At 61.0% G+C, this 16,380-nt stretch carries 18 protein-coding genes, 1 tRNA gene and 1 pseudogene; 10 read left to right on the top strand and 10 right to left on the bottom strand.

Annotated elements, in window-relative coordinates; all coding sequences use genetic code 11:
• Positions 1-52: 52 nt before the first annotated feature.
• Positions 53-127 (top strand) — tRNA-Met (locus tag MCUTH_RS08775).
• A gap of 154 nt (positions 128-281) precedes the next feature.
• Here the strand turns inward: MCUTH_RS08775 and purF are convergent.
• Genes purF through MCUTH_RS08765 form a run of 3 tightly spaced genes read right to left on the bottom strand, consistent with a single transcriptional unit; the run spans position 282 to position 2,155 of the window.
• Positions 282-1,721, bottom strand: a complete 1,440-nt coding sequence (gene purF, locus MCUTH_RS08770; RefSeq protein WP_066958137.1) for an amidophosphoribosyltransferase — start codon at positions 1,719-1,721, stop codon at positions 282-284.
• 9 nt (positions 1,722-1,730) lie between these two features.
• Complete coding sequence (locus MCUTH_RS11420) at positions 1,731-1,913, bottom strand: 50S ribosomal protein L37e (RefSeq protein WP_083524834.1); 183 nt, start codon at positions 1,911-1,913, stop codon at positions 1,731-1,733.
• 14 nt (positions 1,914-1,927) lie between these two features.
• Entirely contained in the window at positions 1,928-2,155 is a 228-nt protein-coding gene (locus MCUTH_RS08765) for an LSM domain-containing protein (RefSeq protein ID WP_066958135.1), read from the bottom strand.
• A gap of 110 nt (positions 2,156-2,265) precedes the next feature.
• On the opposite strand from MCUTH_RS08765, the gene MCUTH_RS08760 reads away from it, so the two are divergent.
• The 4 genes from MCUTH_RS08760 (at position 2,266) to MCUTH_RS08745 (ending at position 4,034) form a co-directional block, all read left to right on the top strand.
• Positions 2,266-2,763: an RNA-binding protein gene (locus MCUTH_RS08760; RefSeq protein WP_066958134.1), complete on the top strand. Its 498-nt coding sequence runs from the start codon at positions 2,266-2,268 to the stop codon at positions 2,761-2,763.
• A 51-nt stretch (positions 2,764-2,814) separates the two neighbouring features.
• Complete coding sequence (locus MCUTH_RS08755; protein WP_066958132.1) at positions 2,815-3,192, top strand: cell division protein SepF; 378 nt, start codon at positions 2,815-2,817, stop codon at positions 3,190-3,192.
• Positions 3,192-3,719 (top strand): ZPR1 zinc finger domain-containing protein, encoded by a 528-nt coding sequence (locus MCUTH_RS08750; RefSeq protein ID WP_066958130.1) that lies wholly within the window; start codon positions 3,192-3,194, stop codon positions 3,717-3,719. The genes MCUTH_RS08755 and MCUTH_RS08750 overlap by 1 nt, the downstream gene beginning before the upstream one ends.
• 78 nt (positions 3,720-3,797) lie before the next feature.
• Entirely contained in the window at positions 3,798-4,034 is a 237-nt protein-coding gene (locus tag MCUTH_RS08745; RefSeq protein WP_066958128.1) for a hypothetical protein, read from the top strand.
• A gap of 26 nt (positions 4,035-4,060) precedes the next feature.
• On the opposite strand, the gene purM is transcribed toward MCUTH_RS08745, so the two are convergent.
• Both purM and MCUTH_RS08735 read right to left on the bottom strand, forming a co-directional pair.
• Positions 4,061-5,053 (bottom strand): phosphoribosylformylglycinamidine cyclo-ligase, encoded by a 993-nt coding sequence (gene purM / locus MCUTH_RS08740; RefSeq protein WP_066958127.1) that lies wholly within the window; start codon positions 5,051-5,053, stop codon positions 4,061-4,063.
• On the bottom strand, positions 5,046-6,434 hold the full coding sequence (locus MCUTH_RS08735; RefSeq protein ID WP_066958125.1) for an aspartate kinase: 1,389 nt from the start codon (positions 6,432-6,434) through the stop codon (positions 5,046-5,048). Before MCUTH_RS08735 ends, purM begins: the two co-directional genes overlap by 8 nt.
• Positions 6,435-6,506: 72 nt before the next feature.
• Here MCUTH_RS08735 and tfrA point away from each other — a divergent pair, with 72 nt between their 5' ends.
• Complete coding sequence (gene tfrA / locus MCUTH_RS08730; RefSeq protein ID WP_066958123.1) at positions 6,507-8,138, top strand: fumarate reductase (CoM/CoB) subunit TfrA; 1,632 nt, start codon at positions 6,507-6,509, stop codon at positions 8,136-8,138.
• Complete coding sequence (gene tfrB / locus MCUTH_RS08725) at positions 8,135-9,598, top strand: fumarate reductase (CoM/CoB) subunit TfrB (protein ID WP_066958122.1); 1,464 nt, start codon at positions 8,135-8,137, stop codon at positions 9,596-9,598. The genes tfrA and tfrB overlap by 4 nt, the downstream gene beginning before the upstream one ends.
• Positions 9,599-9,724: 126 nt before the next feature.
• Here the strand turns inward: tfrB and MCUTH_RS08720 are convergent, their stop codons facing one another.
• Positions 9,725-10,327 (bottom strand): CDP-alcohol phosphatidyltransferase family protein, encoded by a 603-nt coding sequence (locus tag MCUTH_RS08720; RefSeq protein ID WP_066958121.1) that lies wholly within the window; start codon positions 10,325-10,327, stop codon positions 9,725-9,727.
• Between the two features lie 140 nt (positions 10,328-10,467).
• Between MCUTH_RS08720 and MCUTH_RS08715 the strand changes: the two genes are divergently transcribed.
• Positions 10,468-11,850, top strand: a complete 1,383-nt coding sequence (locus MCUTH_RS08715) for an ATP-binding protein (protein WP_191092828.1) — start codon at positions 10,468-10,470, stop codon at positions 11,848-11,850.
• A 53-nt stretch (positions 11,851-11,903) separates the two neighbouring features.
• Here MCUTH_RS08715 and arsM read toward each other — a convergent pair whose 3' ends face one another.
• The 3 genes from arsM to MCUTH_RS08700 form a co-directional block, all read right to left on the bottom strand.
• A complete protein-coding gene (gene arsM / locus MCUTH_RS08710) occupies positions 11,904-12,749 on the bottom strand; it encodes an arsenite methyltransferase (protein WP_066958118.1) in 846 nt (281 codons plus the stop codon).
• A 143-nt stretch (positions 12,750-12,892) separates the two neighbouring features.
• On the bottom strand, positions 12,893-14,077 hold the full coding sequence (locus tag MCUTH_RS08705; protein WP_066958116.1) for an FAD-dependent oxidoreductase: 1,185 nt from the start codon (positions 14,075-14,077) through the stop codon (positions 12,893-12,895).
• 93 nt (positions 14,078-14,170) lie between these two features.
• A complete protein-coding gene (locus MCUTH_RS08700; RefSeq protein ID WP_066958115.1) occupies positions 14,171-14,671 on the bottom strand; it encodes a rubrerythrin family protein in 501 nt (166 codons plus the stop codon).
• 90 nt (positions 14,672-14,761) lie between these two features.
• Between MCUTH_RS08700 and MCUTH_RS11985 the strand changes: the two are divergent.
• Both MCUTH_RS11985 and MCUTH_RS11980 read left to right on the top strand, forming a co-directional pair.
• A pseudogene (locus MCUTH_RS11985) lies at positions 14,762-15,351 on the top strand (cation diffusion facilitator family transporter); the annotation flags it as partial.
• A gap of 21 nt (positions 15,352-15,372) precedes the next feature.
• A complete protein-coding gene (locus MCUTH_RS11980) occupies positions 15,373-15,666 on the top strand; it encodes a cation diffusion facilitator family transporter (protein WP_394328760.1) in 294 nt (97 codons plus the stop codon).
• Here the strand turns inward: MCUTH_RS11980 and MCUTH_RS08690 are convergent.
• Positions 15,663-16,253, bottom strand: a complete 591-nt coding sequence (locus MCUTH_RS08690; protein ID WP_066958113.1) for a flavodoxin family protein — start codon at positions 16,251-16,253, stop codon at positions 15,663-15,665. The two genes, MCUTH_RS11980 and MCUTH_RS08690, sit on opposite strands and share 4 nt — an antisense overlap.
• Positions 16,254-16,380: the final 127 nt, after the last annotated feature.

Genomic DNA, 16,380 nt, shown 5'->3' with positions numbered 1-16,380 from the left:
CAGATAATTATATATCACCAAACGTACAATACTACATACCTCACAAGTAAGAAGCGAGGTGGGGTAGTCAGGAAATCCCGGCGGGCTCATAACCCGTAGATCGATGGTTCAAATCCATCCCTCGCTATGTCCGGTTCTTCTCTGTTTTGCATTTTGCAGCATTTCCTCCTGCACCGTTTGTATCACTCTAATCATAACCCAAAAGTCCCAAACACCAGACTAGGGAGTATTGCGACACACAAAAAAGAGAGCCTTCGCGGGTGAAAATTTAAGAGAGGGACTTACGCCGTCCTCTCTTTCTCCATCTTGAAGGATGAGAGGTCGGCCTGGTGGGTGCCGGCCACATAGTCCACGATGCAGTGGCAACTCCGCTCCCCGGGGATATCCACAGGGTAACATCCCGTCAGGCATCCGGTGCAGAGGTTCGTCTCGCTCCACCCGATCGCCTCCACCAGATCCTCCAGCGGGATATAGGCGAGCGTCGTCGCCCCGACGCTCTCCCGGACCGCTTCAACATCCCTGCTGCTTGCGATGAGCTCCGCCCGCGTGGGCATATCCACCCCGAGATAGCAGGGCGCGATGATCGGCGGGGAACCGACCCGGAGATGGATCTCCTCTGCCCCCGCTTCCCGGATCATGTTCACGATCCGGCGGGAGGTCGTCCCCCGGACGATGCTGTCGTCGACGAGGACCACGCGTTTGTCTTTGAGGTTACCCCTGACGGTATTGAGTTTGATCCGGACCGCCCGCTCCCGCTGCTGCTGGGTCGGCATGATGAACGTCCGGCCCATGTACCGGTTCTTCATCAGTCCCTCGACGAACGGGATGCAGGACCGTTCGGCGTAACCTGCAGCATACGCGATGCCGGAGTCCGGGACGGGACAGACGGTATCCGCCTCTACTGGTTTTGCGTCATAGAGTCTCTGCCCGATCCGGCGCCGAACATCGTAGACCAGTGTCCCGTCCATGACCGAGTCCGCACGTGCGAAGTAGATATACTCAAAGATACAGTGCGCCCTCCGGTTCGCAGTCGCGATCTGGGTGGAGGAGAGTCCGTCCTCATCGATGCAGACAAGCTCGCCCGGCCGGACGTCTCGAAGAAGGGTGCCGTCCAGCGCGTCGATCGCAACGCTCTCCGAGGCGACGATGTAGCCATGGTCGATCTTCCCGATACAGAGCGGTTTGATGCCGAGCGGGTCGCGGAACGCATAGACAGTACCGTTCACCAGCGCGACGACGGAGTACGAGCCGCGCAGGCGCCGCATGCAGAGCCGGACGGCATCCTCCATGCTCTTTGAGGTCCGGAGCGCATCGGCGATGATGCTTCCGATGATCTCGGTATCGGTCGTAGTGGAGAAGATCTGGCCCCTGCGCTCATACTCGGCCCGGAGCTCAGCAGTGTTCACCAGGTTGCCGTTATGGGCAATCGATAGTTCGAGCCCCAGATACCGGAAGTTGAACGGCTGAACGTTCTCCGGGATCTTTGATCCAGTCGTTGGATAGCGGACGTGTCCTATTCCAGCATTACCCTGCAGTTTCTGCAGGATCTGACTGTTGAAGACCTCGGCAACGAGCCCCTGGGCTTTGTGCGTGTACAGGGTCGTGCCTTCAAAAGTAGAGATCCCCGCGCTCTCCTGCCCCCGATGCTGGAGAGCGTACAGGGCATAATACAGCGGAAAGGAAACACCGCTAGCATCGACGATGCCAACGATACCACACATGATACAGCTCTAGTGCGTCGGTACCTTTGCCTTCTTCTCAGTCCAGCGGTAACTGCGGATCCTCCGGCTTCTTCCAAAGCCACAAGCCGAACAGACTTTGTGCTGTGCGTGGAATGAGATCTTGCCACAACGCCTGCAGGCGATGTGGGTGCGCTTCTGCCGCTTACCCATTGATGGTGTGCCTTTTGACATGCTCTCTCACCTACTTATTCAACTGAAGGAGTGATGTAAATTACGTTGTCACCGCGGACGATCAACGTGCCAAGTTTCTGCACTGCACCGTCCACCTCTTCTTCTGCCTTATCCAGTACCAGATTCATGTGAACGTCGTATCCCTGGAGGATTCCCCGGATCTCCCTTCCACCTTTAAGGCTGATGATGACGGGCTGACGATTCAGTACCTGATCTAAAATATCCAACGGTCTTGGCGTCATGTGATTACCCTTTGCCGTCCTTTCTGGAGTAATATATTTGAGCGAGGAAGCTACTTAAATATAACCGCGTTGCGGAGCAACGGAGTATACATCCCCGAGGTCTTAAATCCATGCCGAAGATCACGATAAAGAAGCGTCACGTCATCCGAAAGTCACAGATAACCGAGCTCCTAAACCTTCTGGCGGACGAGATCGGGCAGTCGGCCGACCTCTTCCGCTCCGACCGGATCGAGCGGGTGGAGACAGATGCCCCGATAGAACTCTACCTCGTCGATAAAAAACCACTCCTGATGGCCTCCGATGCCTGGGCCTTCCCCACCCTCCGGGGGCTCGTCGAGCACCCGATCCCGGAGCGGCGGGTAGTGGTCGACTCCGGCGCGGTCAGGTTTGTGGCAAACGGCGCGGATGCCATGCGCCCCGGGATCGTCTCGATCACGCCGGACGTCCGTGCCGGGCATCCGGTGCAGGTCGTCGAGGAGCGCTACGGTAAACCGCTCGCCGTGGGTATTGCGCTCTTCGATGCCACCGATATGGAACAGCAAGAGAAGGGCAAATCGGTCAAGAGCATCCACTATGTCGGGGACGATATCTGGAATCTAGAAATATAATCGGGAAAATAAAAAGATACTATTAAATAAAATTCATTCCTCATTTTTTCTATGGTTAAAAAGCTCCTTGACAGCATCCTCGGTAAAAATCCCGTCCGAAGCGAAGAAGATTACATGGAACTCGATCTTGCTTCCTATGAGGGACCAAATGACGAAGAGCCGGCATCCATGTATATCAAGATCGCCACCATCGCCGATCTCAAGGACACCCCCCGCGTGAAAGACGAAATCTATAATGGCAACATCGTCATCGTAGATGTCGGTCGACTGAAGATGGATAAGGTAACGTTCGAGCGGGTTTTAAAGGACCTTCGTGACGTGGCAAAGGATGTGAACGGCGACATTGTCGGTCTCGGAGAACAGAAGTATGTCATCGTCACCCCGATGTCCGTCAAGGTCTCCCGCGAGAAGATCGGTGGGGGCGTGTAGTGCGGGAATCCTACCCTGGAACCTGCCCGGCATGCGGGAGCGAGATCCAGATCGTCCATCACCGCCTTGATATCCCTCACTATCCCGATCTGTTGCTGGTCTCGATCACCTGCGGCGCCTGCGGCTACCGGCATGTCGACACCATCATCCTCGGGGAGGGCGACCCGGTCCAATGGACGGTGCGCATCGAAGAGCCTGAGGACCTCTCCATCCGGGTGGTGCGGAGCACAACAGGAACGATCGAGATCCCGGAGCTCGGTCTTGCAGTCGAACCCGGCACCGCCTGCGAAGGGTTCGTCACCAACATCGAGGGGGTTCTCGATCGCTTCCAACAGGCGGTAGGAGCCGTTCTGGCAAACCCCGAGAGTGAGGAGGAGCGCAAAGCCGCACTCCAGGTGCTTGAGAAGATCGGCGCCGCCCGGGAGGTTGCCTTCCCGTTCACGGTCATCATCAAGGATCCAGCCGGAAACAGCGCGCTCATCAGTGAAAAAGCCGAAAAGATGCTCCTCGATCAGAGCGAACCTTAAGAGATCTCTTTTTTTCTCATCATCAAAGTTAACCTAAAATAGAACTTCTCCCCATATGCGGCCCCGAGGTGAAGTAAATTGGCGCGAACCATATCGGTGCTGAAGTGGGAGAGCAAAGAGGAGGTCGAGAACGCCGTCCACGAGATCAAAGCGGAGATGGACCAGAAGGGCGGACTCGAGAAAGATATGGAGCGGGAGATGCAGCACTCGCTCCGGATAGCCGATCCGGATCTTGCAAACCACTTCCTGAAACTTGTCCGGGAACAGGTTCCAGAGGCGATGCATTACTTCGAGGAATACGGCGGCGGGGCGTGATTCTGAGGAGAAAGGTCGGGGAGATCCTACCGGATCTCCACACCCGCGAGCCGCACCCCCGGCTCGCGGGTAACCTCTCCGACCACCCGGGCTTCGGGGATGATCGACTGGATCACGGCGACGCTCTCGGCCGGGGCGATGAATGCGTAGCCCATGCCCATATTGAAGGTGCGGTACATCTCCACGTCGCCGATCTCGCCGTTCTCCTGCAGCCAGGTAAAGATCTCGGGGACCGGGAGGGGATCGGTGATGGAGAACCCATACTCCGTGAGCCTCGTGAAGTTCAAGAGGCCTCCGCCGGTGATGTGGCACATTCCGTGGATCGTGCAGGCCTCCGTCACCCGAAGGACTTCGGAATAGATCCTGGTCGGGGTCAGGAGTTCTTCGCCGAGGGTCTTTCCGTTTGAAAGGCGGGTATCATACGAGGCGCAGTCCTCAACGACCTTCCGCGCAAGCGTCAAACCGTTGCTGTGAATGCCGCTCGAGGGAACCCCGATGATCCGATCGCCGGGGACAATCTCTTCTCCGGTGATGATCTTCTCCTTCTTCTGGACGCCGAGACACGTTCCGGCAAGATCGAGGCCGTTCACGAGCCCTTTCAGTGTCGCCGTCTCGCCGCCGACAATATTCATGTTCGCAAGCCTCGCCCCTTCGTTTAAGCCCTTGCCGATCTGGGCCATCTTCTCAGGCGAGAGGGCGTCGGTCGCGATGTAGTCGACGAACGCCACGGGCTCGAGGTTCATGACGTAGAGGTCGTTGACGTTCATTGCAATGCAGTCGATCCCGACGGTACTCCAGTCGCGGAGGGTATCCGCAATAAGCATCTTTGTGCCGACGCCGTCGACGGCAAGCGCGAGGGCGTATGACCCACAATCGATCAGCCCGGCAAAGTGCCCTACCTTCCCGAGCATCGAGAACGTGCCGGATCTCCGGTAGGTGAGGGTATCAATCAGTGCCCGTACTGCCCGGGCCTCAAGGTCGATATCGACCCCTGCTTCACGATACGTATGTTCAGTCATCTAAGTTCTCCGAGAGGCGGAATTCATCGTGCAGCACCTTCAGGGCACGCTTCCCATCACTCGCCTTCACGACGAATGAGACGTTCACCTCGCTTGAGCCCTGCGAGATCATCATGACGTTAATCCCGGCCCCGCCGAGCGCGGAGAAGATCCGGCCCCCGGTTCCCGGGGAGCCGGCCATTCCCGCACCCACGACGGCAAGCGCGGCGACATCCCGATCGTAGGTCGCCTCACGCACGATACCCTGCTTCACGATCGGGGTGAGCGCACAGATGGCATTCTCCAGGTGAGCTTCATCGATGATGAGCGAGATGTTTGCTTCGCTTGAGCCCTGTGAGATCATCATGACGTTCACCTCACGCTCTGCAAGCGCAGAGAAGATTGTCTTTGCGACACCGGGACGACCGATCATCTGTGCGCCGTTGACGTTGACGAGGGCCACCTTCTCGATCAGGGCGAGGGCCTTGACCACCCGCTTCTCCTGGTGCTTATCGCGGAGGATGAGGGTTCCGGGGAGATCGGGGCGGAAGGAGTTCTTGACCCGTATCGGGATATCCTTCTGCATGGCGGGCTCGATCGAACGCGGGTGGAGGACCTTCGCACCGAAGAAGGAGAGCTCCATCGCCTCCAGGTAGGAGATGTCGTCGAGGACCCGGGCATCTTTGATGATCCGGGGATCGGAGGTCATCACCCCGTCGACATCCGTCCAGATCCAGATCTCATCGGCATCGATTCCCGCGCCGACGACGGCAGCCGAGTAGTCGGAGCCGCTCCGGCCGAGGGTGGTGACGACGCCCTGTTCGGTCACCCCCATAAAGCCCATGATCACCGGGATGGTATCTGCGAGCAGCGGAGCAACCCGGCTCCGGATGCTCGTCTCACTCACCGGGAGAGCACGGGCGTCCCCGTGGTTTGCGGTCGTGATGATCCCGGCCTCGGCACCATCGAGGACGACTGAAGAGAGGCCCCGCTGCCGAAGAGCAGCACTCACGATGGGGGCGGAGAGCCGCTCCCCGAAGGAGATGATGTAGTCACGGGACCGGGGAGTCAGTTCTTTTAGGGTGTGCACCGCGGTGAGGATGTTCTGCAGCCGGGTCAGCCGGTCGTCGATGATCGCCGTCACCTCATCGGTGTAGTCCGGGGCCACCTCGCTGAGGAGACGGAGGTGCCGGGTTCGCATCGCCGAGATAAGCGTCTCGATCGGGGGCTGTTCCTTGCTCGATACGACCTCGTCGGCCGCCGCGATGATCTGGTCGGTTACCCCTGAGCATGCCGAGACTACGACTGCGACCTCGTCGCCCGCCGCATGGTGCGATTCTACAATATCTGCGACCCGTCGGATACAGTCTGCTTCTCCGACGGAGGTACCGCCGAATTTCATTAAAAGCCTCATTCTGGCTCACTAGTCCCCTGCAATTACTTTATGGTATTATACAACGCACTGACTAATAAGATGCTTGTAGACGAGATTGTGGACGCGCACGTGCTGGTTATCGGAAGCGGCGGCGCCGGGATACGGGCTGCCATCGAGGCCTCCCGATACGGCAGCGTGGTCCTGGTCTCCAAGACCATCGTCGGCAAGGGCGGGTGCACGACGATGGCGGAAGGCGGGTTCAACGCCGTGATGCGAGACGGGGATTCCATCGAGATCCATCGCGAGGACACGCTGAAGGGCGGAGCGTACCTCAACGACCCCGCGCTCGTGGACGTACTGGTCCGCGAGGCGCCGGAGCGAATGAGAGACCTCATCCTATGGGGCGCCGTCTTTGACGTCACAGAAGACCGGATGGTCGCGCAGCGGCCGTTCGGCGGGCAGCGGTTCCCCCGGACCTGCTACGCTGGAGACCGGACCGGCCATGAGATCATCATGACCCTCCTCGACCGTCTGGACGCAACGGATGCGCAGCTCTACCAGGAGGTCTCGGTCGTCGACCTCGCAAAAGACGAGAACGGTGCGGTCGCAGGCGCAATCGCTCTCGACCGGGACGGAAACCCCATGCTCTTTAGGGCCGACGCCACGGTGCTTGCGACCGGCGGCGGGACGCAGGTCTACGATATCTCCACAAACTCCGCCGCCGGGACCGGGGACGGGTTCGCGATGGGCTACCGGGCGGGCGCGGAGTTGATCGATATGGAGATGGTCCAGTTCCATCCGACGGGTGCCGTCTACCCCTACGACGCCCGCGGGCGGCTGGTGACGGAGGCCGTCCGGGGCGAGGGAGGCATTCTCTTGAACGCCCGACGGGAGCGGTTCATGGAGCGCTACGATCCCGAGCGGATGGAACTCTCGACCCGGGACGTGGTCGCCCGGGCGATCGCAACCGAGATCCTCGAGGGCCGGGGAACGAGCAGGGGCGGGGTCTACCTGGACGTGACCCACCTCCCCGCGGAGCGGATCGAGGCGCGGCTCCCGGTGATGCTCGAGCAGTTCCTCACGTTCGGGGTGGATATCCGGCGAGAGCCGATGGAGGTCGCCCCCACAGCCCACCACATCATGGGGGGGCTCCGGATCACGCCGGAGTGCCGAACGACACTCCCGGGGCTCTTTGCCTGCGGAGAAGTTGCCGGCGGAGTCCACGGTGCAAACCGCCTCGGCGGGAACGCGCTTGCCGATACGCAGGTCTTTGGAAAGCGGGCAGGTGAGTTTGCCGGCAAGTCCCCCGCCCGGAGCGGCCGGGTGGACAGCGCCGGGATCGATGAGGTGCTACGGATGCTCGATGGTTATTTCGAGGGGACCGTGAATCCCGCCGACGTCAAAAAAGACTTAAAACTCACGATGTGGAACCAGGCAGGCATATTCCGGAACGCCGCCAATCTCAAAACAGCGCTCGGTCATATCCGGCGCCTCGCGGACCAGCGGCTCTGCGCCGCCTCGACCGCAAACCTTCTAGACTGCTGCACGGTCCGGAACATGTGCACCACCGCGTCCCTGATCGTCCGCTGTGCCCTCCTCCGCCCCGAGAACCGGGGGGCCCACGTCCGCCGGGATGCCGAGGTGGCGACCGAGCCGGCGAAGTCGCCCTTCGGCCATACGTATATCTCGCTTACCCGCGAGGGGATCGAGCGGCGGGAGGTGGCGGCATGAAGTCGATCACGCTCAGAGTCTATCGCTACGACCCTTCCGTGGATGCGGAGCCGCACCTCGAGGAGTATACGGTCCGGGTGAACGAGGGCGCCCGCGTGCTCCACGCCCTCCATGCAATCCGCAACGAGCACGACCCGACGCTCGCCTACCGCTACTGCTGCGGATCCGGGCAGTGCGGGAGCTGCGCCGTCAAAGTGGATGGAACGCCAGCCCTTGCCTGCATGACGGAGGCCCGAGACGGGATGACGGTCGAGCCGCTTGACCTCCCGGTCTTAAAAGACCTGATGGTGGACATGGAGCCGGTGATCGCGAAGATCGCCCGGATCTGCCCTGCGCCGGATGCGGAGCTCCCGGAACGGGAGGTGATCGCGGCGATCAAACCGCTCCGCGACTGCATCGAGTGTCTCTGCTGCGTCTCGGCCTGCCCGGCGCTCCAGGTGACGGAGTTCGCCGGTCCGACGGTGCTCCGGCAGGAGATGCGCCTCGCCCTCGATCCCCGCGACTCGGGTGACCGGATCACCGATGCCATCGAGAAGGGGCTCTTCTACTGCACGACCTGCAAGCGCTGCACGGAGGTCTGCCCCAAGGAGATCGATATCCCGGGCAAAGCCATCGAGAAACTTCGCGAGATCGCAAACCGCCGGGGGCTCTCCCTCCCCCGCCACCAGGAGGTGGCGCGGCTGATCCAGGAGACGGGACGGAGCGTCGAGCGGACAAAGCCGACCTTCCTTGAGCAGGTGCCGGAGGTTATCGAGCCCGACGGCCCGGTCCGCGGGGAGGTGGGGTTCTTCGTCGGGTGTATGTTCAACGGCCGGGTGCCGCAGACGGCGCTCGACGCTATGGAGGTCTTAAAGCGCAACGGCATCCGGGTGATCGTTCCTCACGACCAGGTCTGCTGCGGCTCGCCTCTGATCCGGACGGGGCAGACATCGTTTGTGGAGGACTTGAAGAAGAAGAACATCGAGGCCTTCGCCCGCCGGGGGGTCAAGACCGTGATGACGATCTGCGCCGGGTGCGGGGCGACGCTGAAGAACGATTACGAGACGCCGTTCGAGGTGAAAGACGTCACGGAGGTCCTCACCGAGTACGGGATCGAGCCCCCGGCAAAGCTCGATCTCCGGGCGACCTACCACGACCCCTGCCACCTCCTCCGCGGCCAGGGGATCCGGGAGCAGCCGCGGGCACTCTTGCGAGAGGCCGTCCGGGAGTTCGTCGAGATGCCCTCGCAGTGCTGCGGGGCCGGCGGCGGCGTCCGGTCGGGGGTTCCGGAGGAGGCAAAAGCTCTCGGGGCGAAGCGCGGCGAGGCGGTGAAGGCGACCGGTGCAGACGTGGTGGTAACGGTCTGCCCGTTCTGCGAGTTCCATATCGCGGACTGCACGGACGTGCCCGTCAAGAACCTGGTGACGATCCTGCTTGAGGGGTATAAGAAGAAGGACGCGGAGCAGGAGAGTTCTTCATAACCGCCAATTACTCTTTTTAAAACGTTCCATACAACCCCCGGCTGCCCCCGATGCACACAGGGGCGACAATATCTCTCCCAGGATGTGTACTCCGGAGATACCGGACCGCTGGTCGGTACAACAGAATCACCGCGCCCCAGGGGGCCGTGAGGAGAGGCGCGTAGCCCCCCGGACGTAGAGGAGCCTATGCACCGCGGTGGCGTTCGTTGCGACCGCAAGGACGACGAGCGCCGGGAGAATGAACCCCGTCACCAGCCCGATGATGATGACCGCGATCCGCTCCGGCCTGGCGAAGAGCCCGGCCCGGCACTCGACCCCGAGCCCTTCGGCCCGGGCCCGGGCGTAACTGACCATCAGCGAGCCTATCGCGGCGAAGAACGCGGTCTCGGCGCCCCAGGGCGTCCCGGCCCCCGCGTAATATATGACGAGCCCCCCATAGATCGCGGCCTCCGCGTACCGGTCCAGGAACGAGTCGAAGAACGCGCCGTAAGTCGAGGCTGCCCCGGTTGCCCGGGCGAGCGCCCCGTCGAGGGCATCGAAGATGCAGGATGCGGCGACGACGAGTCCGGCAAGGAAGAACCATCCTAAAGCGCAGAGGGCTCCTGCGGCCGCCATCCCGAGAAATCCAAGCAGCGTGAGGGTGTTCGGGGTCGCCCCCGTCCGGGCGATGAGGGTTGCAACTCGCGTGAGCGCCCCGCTCACCCGTCCCCGGAGGTGCTCCTCGATCATCGGCCCGTCACCCCGAAGGGTGCACCCGCGACCGTCCCCGACCGTACCATGGCAGGAGATCGTTCCTCCCGGGAGATAAGGGTGGCGCTCCCGGCGGCACCATAATGATTATATTTATAATAATTATATCCATAATCACTATGAGGTTCTACGGCAGGGAGCGCGAACTCCAGTTAATGGAGCACCTCTACGCCCGGACTCCCTCCTTTCTCGTCGTCACCGGCAGACGAAGGGTCGGCAAGACCGAGCTCGTCAAGGAGTTTTGCAAGGGAAAAACGGCCCTCTACTTCTACGTCGATGGAAACAAGAGTATCGAAGTTCTCATAGAGGAGTTTGGAAGGCTGACGGCAGAGACACTCAACCTTCCCGGCTACATCAAGATCGACTCACCTGAGACATTCCTTGAGTTCCTCTTCTCCTACAACCAGCCCCTGATCGTCGTCTTCGACGAATTCCAGCGGTTCCAAAAAGTCCACCCCTCGTTCATATCCCAGATGCAACGGTTCTGGGATCAAAAGGGGCGGGACTCGCACCTCTTCGTCATCGTCTCCGGCTCGTCGATCGGCATGATTCGGGAGATCTTCCTTGGAGGAGACGCACCCCTCTTTCGGCGCGCCGACAACATCCTGACGCTTCACCCGTTCAAACCCAAAGAATGCCTCGCCATCCTCGAGGAGATAGGGGTGCGGGATCCGGCAGAGCGGCTCGACCTCTACCTCCTCTTCGGCGGGACGATCTACTACTACACGTTCATCGAGAAGTACGAGTGCACCGACCTCGAGACCGCCCTCGACCGGCTTGTCCTCGACGACCTCGCTCCGCTCCGCCGGGAGATGAGCGATGTCATGATTGAAGAGTTCGGGCGGGAGCACGCGACCTACTACGAGATCCTCGCCGCCATCGCCCAAGGAAAGGAGACCCAGAAGGAGATCGCCGACGTTGTCCGCCTTCCCTCGACCTCGCTCCCCCCATACCTGCGTGACCTTGTCGACCTCCTCGGGGTCATCGATTACCGCCTTCCGGTCACCGAAAGAGGGAAGCGTTCGAAGATGGGCAGATACACCTTTGCGGACAACTTCTTGCGGTTTTACGCCCGTTACATATACCGGAATATGAGCCTTTACGAGAGCGGCCGTTTCGACCTCTTAAAAGACCGGATCCTCCGGGAGTGGAAGGAGTTCTCCGGCCAGGCCTTCGAGGAGATGATCCGAACCCTCCTCGCCCGTGACCTCGCGGAGCGATACGAGGAGATCGACTCCTGGTGGAACCGACGGGGGGACGAGATTGACCTCCTCGCCCTCAGCCCGGAAGGAAGCCTCGCCGTTGAGATCAAGAACCGCAACCTCTCCCTCGCCGAGGCGCGCGGCATCCTCGCCGCCCTGGAGGAGAAGTTGCCGCTTATAAAGGGCCTCACAATACCCGCGGCCACCGGTATCGCCGCCCGCACCGTCGAGGGGAAAGATGTGCTCAGGGTCGGAGGGTTCTACGTTATGGATCTCGACGACCTCGGGATCGGGAAGTAGGTTCAAAAAGGGGGGAGCGCAAACTCCCCGGACTGCAAAAATAGAAAGAGTGTCTAACACGTTCCGCCGCAGGTGCAGCCCCCCGGCTTTCGGGCGGCGACCTTTATGCTCAGAATGCTCTCACGAAGCGACGCTCTCTCGGACTCACTGAGGGCGGCACCCTCGAGGGCCCTGACAAGATCCGGTTCGCTCACGATATGCTCGAGCGGGAAGACCGCCTCCCCCTGGACCGTGACCTCCGTAAAGCCCGTAGCAGCGATACCGCCGAGGTACTCCTCCCTCACCAGGGCTCCCGCGACGCAGCTGTTGTAGAGGAGCGCCGATCCGGCGAGGGCTGCCGGAAGCGGCGCCGCAAGAACGATATCGGAGACCATGAGCCGCCCTCCCGGACGGAGGACTCGGAACGCCTCCCGGAAGACCTGCGGTTTGTCCGGGGAGAGGTTGATGACACAGTTTGATATGACCACGTCGACCGAGTTGTCCGCCACCGGGAGGTGCTCGATCTCCCCGAGCCGGAACTCCACGTTTGTGCGGCCGCACCTCTTCGCGTTCTCCCGTGCCCGATCAAGCATATCGGGCGTCATATCGACACCGATGACATGACCGGTCGGGCCGACCCGCTCCGCAGCAAGGAAACAGTCGAAACCCGCTCCCGAACCCAGATCGAGAACGACCTCACCCTCCCGGAGAGAGGCAAGGGCCACGGGGTTGCCGCACCCGAGCCCCAGGTTCGCACCTTCCGGTACCGCTTCGAGGTCGCTTTCCGAGTAGCCGAGGTCGAGGCTGACCGACTCAACAGTCTTCCCGGTGTTACAGCACCCGATACCGCACCCGCACCCTCCCTGCCGGGCGATCTCTCCATAGGTGCTCCGCACTTGTTTGTGTATATCTTCCTTCATCGCGATAACTCCTGAACAGTCTGATCTTTCCCTGCCTGCGATCTCCTCCGATCTCCCGGCTGAACCGCTCTGCTACACCGACGAGGAGTTCACCGGACGGATCCAGAGCGGCAACCCGTCACCGGCCGGGTGCAGCCCCGGGCTCACGGGCAGACGGCCGGCTCCTTGGTCGGTTTGCCCACGAGCTCCTCGAGGTACTCGTGCGCCTCAAGCGCCGCCTTCGCCCCGTCGCCGGCGGCGACGATGATCTGCTTGGCCTTGACGCAGGTCGCGTCTCCGGCTGCAAAGACCCCGGGAACGTTCGTGCGGCCGTTCTCATCGATGAGAATCTCGCCCCGCTCGTTCAACGCCACGAGATCCTTGAGGAACTCCGTATTCGGGGCAAACCCGATCGAGAGGAAGAGCCCCTCCACGTCAAGGTTCATCTCCTCCCCGGTCTCACGGTCGCGGACGGTGATCCCGGTCAGGGCCGCATCCCCGTGGAGCGCCGTCACCTCATGAGGGGAGAGGGTTCGTATCCCCGCCTCCTCTGCCCGGGAGAGGAAGATCTCATCGCACCGGAGAGCACCCCTGGCAATCAACGTCACGGAGCTTGCGAACTTCGTCATCTCGATCGCGGTCTGGAGCGCCGCATTCCCGCCGCCGACGACCGCCACCGGTTTATCGCGGTAGAGCGGGGCATCGCAGACGGCGCAGATCGAGATACCCTTCCCCATCAACCGGTCCTCACCGGGAAGCCCCAGCCGCCTCGGCTCCTTCCCGGGAGCGAGGATGAGCGTCCGGGAGCGATACTCAGTTCCTCCGGCCGTCCGGACGAGGAACGCCCCGTCCTCTTTTTTGACGCTCGTGACGCTGTCAAGTTCGAGATGGACGTCGAAACCCCGGGCCTGCTCCTCGAACTTCCGGATAAGTTCCTTGCCCGAGATCGTCGAAAATCCCATGTAGTTCTCGACTGCCCAGTTCCAGGCCGCCTGGCCGCCGATATTCTCCGCTACAAGAACGGTCTTCATGCGTTTTCGGGCGCAGTAGACCGCCGCGGTCAGTCCGGCCGGACCGCCGCCCACGATGGTCACGTCGCAGACGGTTGCCGCCGCCGGCGTCCCGAAGACCTCCTGGAGTCTCCTTGCATCGAACCCGACGATAACCTCATCGCCAAAGACCGTGACCGGCACCCCCCGCTGCCCCGAGAGCGCGATCATCTCCCGGGCCGCCTCACGATCCTTCCCGACATCGACAATCTCGAATTCGACATCGTTCTTCCGGAGGAATGCCTGGACCATCCTGCAGTAGGGGCAGTTCTCCGTCGTGTAGACCTTCACGCCTGCCATGGATGGGAATATCGCAAGAGCCCTATTTAAGACTGGGGGTTTAGGACTGTTCCCGGCATCCTCGACCTCTGCCGCCGGATCAAAAAAGGGAGATTACTGAATCTCACGGAACATCCGAGCTGGGACACCGCAGATCGGACACTTCTCCGGTGCTGCCCCAAGTTCGATGTTGCCGCAGACCGGACAGAGATAGATCTTCTCGACATCGAGGTCCTTGCCTTCCCGGACGGCCTCGAGCGCCTGGAGATAGAGGTTTGCGTGCACCTCCTCCGCCTTCATCGCGTGGGTGAAGACGATTGCGGCCTCGTTCTTCCGCTCCGCTTTCGCCTCCTCGACGAACGGGGGGTACATCTGCATGAATTCGTAGTTCTCCCCCTCCATCGCGCCTTTCAGGTTCTCCTCGGTACTCCCGACAGCGTTCATGATGAAGAGAATGCGCTTGGCGTGTACGGCTTCCGCTTCGCTTGCCGCACGGAAGAGTTTCGCAACCGCAGGGAAGCCCTCAGCAGCGGCCTTCTCAGCAAAGACCGAGTACTTCCTGTTCGCTTGAGATTCTCCGGCGTATGCGTTCCGGGCGTTCTCATCAGTAGACATGGATGGAGTATTTCTGAAAGGGACTTATTAAAACCTTTCATCGCTCATCTCCGGAAACCCTATGCCACGGGAGCGCCACTACGGGGTAGCATGCTGGATGAGGCGACCGGCAGAAGGGCAGGATCCGGGGCATCAGAGGGTCAACTCCGGGTACAGAGGATCTTCATCGCCGTTCTCGCCTTAAACCTCTCCGTCGCACTTGCAAAAGCGGTCTTTGGCATCCTCGCCGGGTCGGTGAGCATGGTAGCGGATGCCGTTCATTCGGGGTTCGACTCCTTCTCGAACGTCGTCGGGATCGTCGCCCTCTACTTCGCCGAAAAGCCCCCGGACCCGGAGCACCCCTACGGCCACGGCAAGATCGAGACCCTCGGAACCCTGGCCATCGGGGCGATGCTCCTTCTCTCCGCCGCCGGGATCTTCTTTGAGGGGTATCAGAGGCTCGTCTCTCCCGCCGCTCCCGATATCACCGCGGTCACCATCGGGGTCATGCTCGGGACGCTCGTCGTCAACATCGCCGTCTCCACCTACGAGCGAAAAAAGGTGAGGAGTACCAGAGCCAGATCCTCATCGCCGACTCCCTCCATACCCGAAGCGACGTCTTCGTCTCGATCGCCGTGCTCGGGGGATTTCTTGCGGCGAGGCTCGGGTTTCCGCAGGCCGACCCGGTCATCGCGTTCGCCATCGGCCTCCTGATCGCGAGGATGGGGGTCAGAATCCTCTACGAGGCGGCACAGGTTCTCACCGACTCGATGAACCTCCCCTGCGACCCGACCCTCATCCGGGCGGTGGTGATGGATACTCCCGGGGTTGCCGGGTACCACGATTTCCGGTGCCGGGGAAAACCGGGCGAGATCTTCGCCGATATCCATATAGCCGTCGACCCGGCCCTCCCGGTTGCCCGGGCCCACGAGATCTCCGAAGAGGTCGAGCGGCGGCTCAAAGAGGCGGTGCCGGGGCTTGCCGAGGTGGTGGTCCACATCGAGCCCGACGATTAACCCACCAGCCGCCCGAGTTCGGAGCCCTTCCGGTACGCCGCCTCCATCACCTCCGGCCGCGTCGCGATATCCTGAATGGTGTCCATGTCGTTCTGGAGCACCTCGTCCCAGAGGGGACAATCGATGATCTCACCGAACGCCTGAATGGTCATCCTGGCTCCGTCAAAGACATTCGGGAGGTTCATCCCCGCGATCGATATAAAGAGCATCTTGCGCTTCTTTCGGTGCTCGGGAGAGATGAATGATTCTTTCCGGTGGTATTTGGCCATATAAAAGACCTGAAACCGATCCATGAACGACTTGAGCCTTCCGGGGATGCCCATCGTCATGATGGGGGTTGCGATGATCAGGCCGTCCATCTCGCGAAACTTTTGAAAGATCTCCGTCATCTCATCCTGGATCAGGCAGGTATCACCCACCTTGCACTGAAAGAACTCCATGCAGGGGAGGATGTCCATGTGAGCGACATCGATCTTCTCGACCTCGCATCCGGCCTCCTTTGCCCCCCGTATGGCCTCGTCGAGGAGGCGGGCTGTATTTCCGTCGAGAATGGGGCTCCCAAGTAGCGCGAGGACCTTCTTTGGCATGAGTGAGAAGTTATGCACAAACCTATTAATATCATGTGGCGCAATCCGGCTGTCGGAGTCCGAACCGATCCCGGCGAGAAGGATACTGCTAAATACCTTGAAACAGTAGTACCGTTTCGGTGAATGC

The sequence above is a fragment of the Methanoculleus thermophilus genome (genome assembly GCF_001571405.1).
GTDB classification, from domain to species: Archaea; Halobacteriota; Methanomicrobia; order Methanomicrobiales; family Methanoculleaceae; genus Methanoculleus; species Methanoculleus thermophilus.
This window is presented reverse-complemented; position numbering and strand designations above follow the sequence as displayed.

Excerpts from the sequence above, each read along its gene's own strand:
- purF (WP_066958137.1), bottom strand. The coding sequence starts at position 1,721 with ATGTGTGGTATCGTTGGCATCGTCGATGCTAGCGGTGTTTCCTTTCCG.
- MCUTH_RS11420 (WP_083524834.1), bottom strand. The coding sequence starts at position 1,913 with ATGTCAAAAGGCACACCATCAATGGGTAAGCGGCAGAAGCGCACCCAC.
- MCUTH_RS08765 (WP_066958135.1), bottom strand. The coding sequence starts at position 2,155 with ATGACGCCAAGACCGTTGGATATTTTAGATCAGGTACTGAATCGTCAG.
- MCUTH_RS08760 (WP_066958134.1), top strand. The coding sequence starts at position 2,266 with ATGCCGAAGATCACGATAAAGAAGCGTCACGTCATCCGAAAGTCACAG.
- MCUTH_RS08755 (WP_066958132.1), top strand. The coding sequence starts at position 2,815 with ATGGTTAAAAAGCTCCTTGACAGCATCCTCGGTAAAAATCCCGTCCGA.
- purM (WP_066958127.1), bottom strand. The coding sequence starts at position 5,053 with ATGACTGAACATACGTATCGTGAAGCAGGGGTCGATATCGACCTTGAG.
- MCUTH_RS08735 (WP_066958125.1), bottom strand. The coding sequence starts at position 6,434 with ATGAAATTCGGCGGTACCTCCGTCGGAGAAGCAGACTGTATCCGACGG.
- tfrA (WP_066958123.1), top strand. The coding sequence starts at position 6,507 with ATGCTTGTAGACGAGATTGTGGACGCGCACGTGCTGGTTATCGGAAGC.
- tfrB (WP_066958122.1), top strand. The coding sequence starts at position 8,135 with ATGAAGTCGATCACGCTCAGAGTCTATCGCTACGACCCTTCCGTGGAT.
- MCUTH_RS08720 (WP_066958121.1), bottom strand. The coding sequence starts at position 10,327 with ATGATCGAGGAGCACCTCCGGGGACGGGTGAGCGGGGCGCTCACGCGA.
- MCUTH_RS08715 (WP_191092828.1), top strand. The coding sequence starts at position 10,468 with ATGAGGTTCTACGGCAGGGAGCGCGAACTCCAGTTAATGGAGCACCTC.
- arsM (WP_066958118.1), bottom strand. The coding sequence starts at position 12,749 with ATGAAGGAAGATATACACAAACAAGTGCGGAGCACCTATGGAGAGATC.
- MCUTH_RS08705 (WP_066958116.1), bottom strand. The coding sequence starts at position 14,077 with ATGGCAGGCGTGAAGGTCTACACGACGGAGAACTGCCCCTACTGCAGG.
- MCUTH_RS08700 (WP_066958115.1), bottom strand. The coding sequence starts at position 14,671 with ATGTCTACTGATGAGAACGCCCGGAACGCATACGCCGGAGAATCTCAA.
- MCUTH_RS11980 (WP_394328760.1), top strand. The coding sequence starts at position 15,373 with ATGGGGGTCAGAATCCTCTACGAGGCGGCACAGGTTCTCACCGACTCG.
- MCUTH_RS08690 (WP_066958113.1), bottom strand. The coding sequence starts at position 16,253 with ATGCCAAAGAAGGTCCTCGCGCTACTTGGGAGCCCCATTCTCGACGGA.